The sequence below is a fragment of the Acinetobacter brisouii genome (genome assembly GCF_008993995.1).
Lineage (GTDB): Bacteria > Pseudomonadota > Gammaproteobacteria > Pseudomonadales > Moraxellaceae > Acinetobacter > Acinetobacter brisouii_A.
On record NZ_BKNN01000106.1, the window covers coordinates 1 to 5,096 of the forward strand.

Annotated in this window: 3 protein-coding genes, 1 pseudogene and 1 CRISPR repeat array; all 4 genes and pseudogenes read left to right on the forward strand. The window is 34.2% G+C overall.

Going from position 1 to position 5,096, the window contains the following annotated elements; genetic code table 11:
* Window positions 1–799 (forward strand): annotated as a pseudogene (locus GBN19_RS14425) (CRISPR-associated endonuclease Cas3''); the annotation flags it as partial.
* Between the two features lie 391 nt (window positions 800–1,190).
* Window positions 1,191–2,180 carry a type I-Fv CRISPR-associated protein Cas7fv gene (gene cas7fv, locus GBN19_RS14430; RefSeq protein ID WP_151778598.1) on the forward strand — a complete coding sequence of 330 codons (990 nt, stop codon included), beginning with the start codon at window positions 1,191–1,193 and terminating at the stop codon, window positions 2,178–2,180.
* A gap of 11 nt (window positions 2,181–2,191) precedes the next feature.
* Window positions 2,192–3,202 (forward strand): type I-Fv CRISPR-associated protein Cas5fv, encoded by a 1,011-nt coding sequence (cas5fv, locus tag GBN19_RS14435; RefSeq protein WP_151778599.1) that lies wholly within the window; start codon window positions 2,192–2,194, stop codon window positions 3,200–3,202.
* A 10-nt stretch (window positions 3,203–3,212) separates the two neighbouring features.
* A complete protein-coding gene (cas6f, locus tag GBN19_RS14440) occupies window positions 3,213–3,818 on the forward strand; it encodes a type I-F CRISPR-associated endoribonuclease Cas6/Csy4 (protein ID WP_151778600.1) in 606 nt (201 codons plus the stop codon).
* A 131-nt stretch (window positions 3,819–3,949) separates the two neighbouring features.
* Window positions 3,950–4,878: direct repeats of the CRISPR family, unit length 28 nt; unit sequence GTTCACTGCCATGTAGGCAGCTTAGAAA.
* Window positions 4,879–5,096: the final 218 nt, after the last annotated feature.

Consider the following 5,096-nt stretch of genomic DNA (forward strand, 5'->3'; position numbering starts at 1 on the left):
AAATGATGTTGTCAATATTTTACGAGTTGCAATTACTGAAAATGTGACCAATGGGAGTTGTAAAGGTTCATCTGCTTATTTTTTAAATCAATTAAATAGTTTACAAACAACTAAAGCATGGTATGACGTTTTACAAAATCATTTGAATGGAAAAGTATTTCAGCTAGCTGAATTATACAAACTTTATCGTGAGTTTTATAGGCAACAAGAACAATTAGGCGATAAATCTGCCGTTATTCAAGATATGGATAAAGCAATTAAGAAAAGCATTGATTTAATTAATAAAAAAGTAACTGAACCGACCAAAGTGATTAAATCTAAAACGGATGAAAGAAAGTCGAAGATCAGTAAAAACTCATTACGAGGTGACAGCCGTTTTGTGCAATTGGCAGTTTTAAATTTGAATGATTTCAAACAGCCAATTTTTGAAAATAAATATGCCTATACGCCACCTTTGGATGATACAACCCAATATGACAACCTGACAGAATCTTTAAATATTATTAAAGATTTAGGTTTGATCAATTTTATTGCACAAAAGCATGGCAATGTTGATACGACACATCCTGTGAAAGGGATTCCTGAGAAAAAACAGCAAGTGCGTTGTGCAGTTTTAGAAAACTATGCACGAGATGCAGATTTTCCTTTGTATTTGAGTTACATCGAAGATGATCTTAATAAAGTGGGTGGAACAGGGGTTCGACATCCTGAAGCAATCTATTATGCAATTACAGATAAGCAGCCAATAGGTTCTATATCATTGGATAAATTAAAATATTTAACTAAAGATGTTGGGTAAGCTTTTAATTTATATTAATTTTATTTGAGATTTTTAGAATAAGATGCGCTAGTTAATGGCACATCTTATTCTTAGCATAGAATGTAAATAGATAAATTTTTAAATTAGTATATTTATTAAAATCAGATGTTTATACTTTTTAAAATATAAGTAAAACTCTTATGGTATTTTTTTGAAAAAGTGTATATTCTTACTAAATGGAACGAGGTTATTCCGATTTGGCTAAACTTTTAAGCTGCCTATATGGCAGTGAATGTAATAAGAAAAACTCTTATTTTCTAAGCTACCTGTACAGTAGTAAAACTATTATACAAGAGTGGAAAATATAAAGGACGATTATTACGTATAGCTAAGATTAATTATTCAACAACAACACAAGAGGAAAAATAACATGGCTAAAGTAACTGGTGTAAAAAGCGTAGACTTTAAAATTACAGCATATGGTTATGGGGTTGTGAATTGGAATGGTCCAACATCATTGACAGGAAATGATGGTAAGACAGTTGATAACCATACTTTACCTAAGTTACGTGGATTTAGTAATTTATCAGGTAAGATCAAAGAAGAAACAGGCTATAAATATCGTAAAGAAGCATCGGATATTAATTTTGATGAAACACCGTTATACATCAGCCAAAACTGTATACGCCATCATTTATTCCGTGATCAATCATTTGATTTACACTATGCTAAAGATAAAAATTTGATCGATGTTTTAGCATCTATTACAGGTTTAATTCGTGGCTATGTGGTGCCTTCAAGCCAATGTAAACGCACAAGCCCGTTGTTGATTACTGATTTTATTGATCAATTGGGTAACGGTAATTTTGAACAGCTCTCTAATGCGAGTTCAAGTGAAGAAATTACGCAAGCAGATGGTACAAAAACGTATAAGCGTGGTGAAAATTCAATTTTCTCTAAGACTACATTTGGTGATACTGAATACGAAGCCTATGGTTCAATCAGTATTGAACAACTGCAATTTATTTCACTCGACAAAAAGTTTGATCGAGCATCCATGCTGATTAAAGAAGGTGAAGGTGAGAAAATTGCTGAAACGGTACAAAACTTTATTCAAACTTTAGACCCGACCAAAGAACCCAAAGCAGTTTTTCACAAAAATTACGTGCGTAAAGGTACGATTTTTAATGAAGGTGAAGTTGGGATTTTATTAGACAATACCGCGATTGATATTCTCATCAAAGAAACTTTAAATATGCTTCAAGAGCTGGTAATTAAACAAGCTAAAGGTTATATGTGTGTTGATACTGTAGAAGTAGATTATAACGATAGCAATAAAATGATGCGGATTAAACGTCACCCTGATCAAGCCAATCCTGAACCTCAAACTGATTATGCAGTTTACTTTGAAGCACAATAATGAGGTGAGTGATGCAAATTATTATTGAATATGAATCCTCATGGCGAAACTCATTTTTGGATGGTTCAAATAATCAGCCATTACCCAAAGGGGGGCGTAATTTCATTGCATCAATGACAACATTGAAACAAGCAGGAAATTATAAAAAGCGGGATGTATCTAAAGATACAGTTATGGGCGTTTTAAACCGTTTAATTGGTGAACAACGAAAGCTTTACCAAGCTCGCCAAGATAAAGAATACTACTTTTCAGAGATAGAAAAAATTCTGCAAGATGAAGATATTGTAGATAAATCAGCGATCAGTAATGAAATGGTATATATCCGAAATATTTCGGGAAGTACTGATCAAAACTCATTTACGGGGATGATCAAGGCGAATGATCCTGCGTTTAAGTCAGACTATTCCTCTGACTTATGGGGCATTCTTTGGTTGAATTTAGATGCTGTGACGCAGTTTATTCTTGATGAAAACTATCAGGTTAAAACTGATATTGAACTTGACCCAATTACAGTTTCTAGCCAGATTGAGTTGCTGAGTGCTGAAAAAGCAATTGATGTCATTGACTCAGTCAAAGATGCTTTAGATATTCTACAAAGTAAATTTGATGATGTGAATTATTTAAATGCTAAAGAGCAGTTACCTTTAATTAGCTTATATGCTTCTGCTTTATATTTGCAAATTGAAAGATTATCTAAAAAGTATGATCTTTCCAATGCTTTAACAAAAAGTAGTGGTCTCAGCGGTATTTCTAAGCGTGGATTTACCAAAAAAGATTTTATGGATCGTTATACGACAGGCAGTAAAAAGTTAATTTGGGGCAATCCATATTTACTTAAAGAAAAGAAAAAAGGTGAAGGGGAAGTTGTTTCAATTTTAACGAAGGCTAGTGGTCAACTCATTATCAATCTGAATATTTCCAAAGATCAAGCTCGAGATTTGGAAGAAAAGATTGAAAATGCAGGAGTATCTTCCTTTTACTTAGGTAAAAAAGGGCTTGCGTATGTTACAGATATTCGATGAGGTCATTTGAATGAAATACTATATTGAAGTGACTTTAATCAAAACTGATGATTTTTCACCTTATGAACTATGGTCACGTATTTATACTCAGTTACATATTGCTTTGGCTGAAATAAAAGATGCAAATAATAAAGTAAATATTGGGATTTCATTTCCTCAATATCGCTTTCATGCTGAAAAAGGTATTGGATTTTTAGGTGAAAAACTTCGCTTGTTTTCCCAATCTGAAAATGCTTTAGAGCAGTTAAATATTCGTAAGTGGTTAGAACGCTTGGTTGACTATGTTCATGTTAGTTCTATACGTGAAGTGCCTGAGAGTAAAGTTACAGGTTATGCCATTTATAGACGTAAGCAATTTAAAACCAATGCTGAGCGTTTGGCACGTCATCGTGTAAAACGTGGTGATATTGGGTTTGATGAAGCACTCGCTCGGTATAGCCATGTCGTGAAGACCACCAACTTACCGTATATTGACATGTTGAGTTTAAGCACTTCAGATGAACAGGACAAAAAACGATTTAAATTGTTCATTGAAAAGAAACCTGCTGAAAAATCTGAAACTCAGGTTTTTAGTACTTATGGATTAAGTTCAGAAGCATCTGTACCCGAATTTTAACCCAATATTTTTTGACTCTTTAACAGTTTAATAAAATCAATAAGTTATAATAGTGAGTGAAAACTTGGGTCTTTTGCTAGATTTTAGGTTTAACTCGCTGTTATGGCTTTATTTTTTGTGTTAATTTTATAGTTCACTGCCATGTAGGCAGCTTAGAAAAGCTACAAATGCTAAATTAAACGTTGATACTAGTTCACTGCCATGTAGGCAGCTTAGAAAAATCTAATTGCTGTTGAAAGCGGGCAAGGCTCGTTCACTGCCATGTAGGCAGCTTAGAAAACAAATCTTCGTCGCCACCAGTTTCATCGAAAGTTCACTGCCATGTAGGCAGCTTAGAAATGTGACCCTCAACAACAAAAAGCGTTTAAAAGGTTCACTGCCATGTAGGCAGCTTAGAAAATTAACAGATTCATCAGATAATGAAAATGTTTGTTCACTGCCATGTAGGCAGCTTAGAAACATTTGACGAATCAAGTTATAAAACTGAAAAGGTTCACTGCCATGTAGGCAGCTTAGAAAACTAAATGATGTTTTAAGTGTATCTGTTAACTGTTCACTGCCATGTAGGCAGCTTAGAAATCATCGTCGAATGATTCATAATACAGATTTAAGTTCACTGCCATGTAGGCAGCTTAGAAAAATTATAAAAAGCGTCTTGCATTTCAGCTTGAGTTCACTGCCATGTAGGCAGCTTAGAAAATGAAGTTTGTATTCAAGCCCTATGCATTAGCTGTTCACTGCCATGTAGGCAGCTTAGAAAAAATCCATGCACATGCAAAGATGGCAGCGGTAGTTCACTGCCATGTAGGCAGCTTAGAAAATAATCTTGTATTTCATAATGTCACCATAGTAGTTCACTGCCATGTAGGCAGCTTAGAAATTTTTAGGTTTAATTCTTCGAATATCTACAATGTTCACTGCCATGTAGGCAGCTTAGAAATCAGATTGATCAATCTGATTTACCTACCCCGAGTTCACTGCCATGTAGGCAGCTTAGAAATATTCTCTCAGAAAATGCTGTTTCTTGGGGTTGTTCACTGCCATGTAGGCAGCTTAGAAATATATTATAAAAAGGGGTGCTTACTGCACTGCTGTCCCATAGTTTGCTTTAAATAAAAAAACCTGAGGCCTAACAGTTAAAATATGAGTGTAAACAAACACTTTAACGACCAGGATTCAGGTTTTGTCACATCAGAATACCGTATTTTATGAGCTAATTAAACCTGTTGTGCGACAGGATTTTGAACAACTTGCTAAAGTACACCATGTTGGACAGAA

Bases quoted from the DNA above. Each gene is read 5' to 3' on its own strand.
- cas7fv (WP_151778598.1), top strand. From the start codon at position 1,191: ATGGCTAAAGTAACTGGTGTAAAAAGCGTAGACTTTAAAATTACAGCA.
- cas6f (WP_151778600.1), top strand. From the start codon at position 3,213: ATGAAATACTATATTGAAGTGACTTTAATCAAAACTGATGATTTTTCA.
- cas5fv (WP_151778599.1), top strand. From the start codon at position 2,192: ATGCAAATTATTATTGAATATGAATCCTCATGGCGAAACTCATTTTTG.